Origin of the sequence: Actinoplanes sp. NPDC051633 (assembly GCF_040681735.1) — a bacterium.
In the GTDB taxonomy this organism is placed as follows: Bacteria; Actinomycetota; Actinomycetes; order Mycobacteriales; family Micromonosporaceae; genus Actinoplanes.
The window spans coordinates 1-2,231 of record NZ_JBFAZH010001230.1; the positions used below are offsets into that span (position 1 = coordinate 1).

The following is a 2,231-nucleotide window of genomic DNA, read 5'->3' on the forward strand; positions in this document are numbered from 1 at the left end:
CGGCCCCGGCGTGCGCTCGCGTTGCTGGCCGGCATCGTGGCCGCCACCACCGGGTTCGTGGTGCTCAGCGGCTCGGCGACCACGTCGCAGGTGCGGACGACCGGCACGGTGGCGGCCAACTACCGGGCCGCGTACGACGTGCTCGTCCGGCCGCAGGGCGCCCGCGCCGGCGCCGAGACCGAGCAGGGCCTGGTCCGCCCGAACTATCTGACCGGCGTCTACGGCGGGATCACCACCGCGCAGCTGGACCGGGTGCGCCGGGTCGCGAACGTGGAGGTGGCCGCCCCGATCGCGATGCTCGGCTACACCTATGTGCCGGTGACGCAGACGGTGGATCTGACCGGCGCGATCGACCCGTCCGCGCGTACCCAGATCTTCCGGTTGTCCCCGACCTGGACCACCGACCGCGGCCTCACCGTCATCGACGACGCGCCGCGATACGTCTATGTGACCAGCAACCGGCTCTATCCGGAGAAGGAGATCGTCGGGCTACAGCCGCCCGGTCCGGTCTTCGGCGACGGCACGCGGCTGGCCGCGCGCCCCTTCCCGTTGTGCTACTTCACGGTGCTGGAGGTGCGTCCGGACGGGCGCAAGGTTCCGATGTGCGCCGGCGGGCTGATCCCCGACCGCGACGGCACCACGGCCACCGAACGCTCCGAGGTGTCCTTCGTGGAGGCGCCCCGCGGGACGAGCCGGCTGGTCGTCACCATCCGCTCGCGGACCATGGTGCCGGCGGCCGCGATCGATCCGGCCGCGGAGGCCGCGCTGGTGGGCCTGGACCACGCGGTGGTCTCCGGCCGCTATCTGCGGGCCGGTGAGATGCCGGTGCGCCGCCCGCCGAACACCCGGATCGCCGACCAGGATCTCGGACACCTCGCCGTGCCGGCGCTGGTCGCCGATCGCAGCTACGTCGACCAGCAGGTGCGGGTTTCGGTGCAGCGGCTGGAGGCGTCGGCCGCGGCGGTGTTCCCCGGCAAGGACATCACGCAGTCCCTGCCGGCGCTGGCGAAGAAGACCGGGGAGCCGGTCGATCCGCAGGTTCGTGTCTCGCCGGCCACGCAGCCCATCGGGGACGGCGCCGATCTGGGCCTGCTCTACCAGCCGGGCGCGCCGAGCTACGACCGCGACACCGGCCGGCTGCGGCCGCGGCCCCTGCCGGGCAATCCGAAGGGCTGGCGGGTGGCGCTCGACGGCGGCGGAGAGGGCACGGATCTGCCGCCGGCGGTGGCGCTCGACGTGGGCTTCCGTCCGCTGCGGCCGCCGCGCGCACCGCTGATCACCCTCGACCGCTACCCGCGGGCCGACATCGCCGGCGAGTTCGACCCCGAGCGCCTGCGTGCGTTCTCACCGTTGTCGGCGGTTCCACTGGAGACGTACAGGGTGTCGGGCGTGCCGGCCGCCGACGACCGTTCGCGGCGGCTGCTCGGTGACCGGCCGCTGCTGCCCACCGGCAGCCCGCTCGGCTATCTGTCGGCGCCGCCGCTGATCCTCACCACCGTCGCCGCGCTCGACGCCATGCCGTTGCCGGCCGCACAGCAGGCCGCACCGATCAGCGCGGTGCGGGTCCGCGTCGGCGGCGTGACCGGCATGGACCCGCTGAGCCGCGAGCGGGTGCGGCTGGTGGCGCAGGACATCGCCGTCGCGACCGGCCTGGACGTGGACATCATGATCGGGTCGTCGCCGGCGCAGCAGGCCGTGGAGCTTCCGGCGGGCCGGCACGGGCGTCCCGCGCTGACGCTGACCGAGCCGTGGTCCCGCAAGGGTGTCGCGGTGGCGATCGTGCAGGCCGCGGACCGCAAGGGCGTGCTGCTCTCCGGCCTGGTGCTGCTGGTCTGCGTGCTGTTCCTCGGCAACGCGGTGGCCGCGGCCGTCCGGGACCGCCGCCGTGAGATGGGGATCCTGGCCTGCCTCGGCTGGCCGGCCGGGCGCCTCGCCGCGGCGATCATGGGCGAGGTCGCCGTGGTCGGACTGGCCGGCGGCGTGTTCGCGGGCGCCGCGGCGCTGCCGCTGGCGTATCTGGCCGGCGTCTCGATCTCGGTGCGCGACGCGCTGCTCGCCGTGCCGATCGGGCTGGCGATCGCCGTGCTCGCGGCGATCGCCCCGGCCGTCTCGGGAGCCCGGGCGGCGCCCGGCGAGGCGTTGCAACCGGCCGTGCGGGTGGTGCGCCGGGCGCGACACCATCGCACGCTGCTGGGTCAGGCTCTGATCCATCTGGTACGCGTGCCGGGCCG

General features: G+C 74.8%; 1 protein-coding gene. It reads left to right on the plus strand.

Going from position 1 to position 2,231, the window contains the following annotated elements; all coding sequences use genetic code 11:
* A partial coding sequence (locus AB0M20_RS39375; protein ID WP_364306140.1) for an FtsX-like permease family protein occupies positions 1-2,231 on the plus strand: 2,231 nt, incomplete at both ends.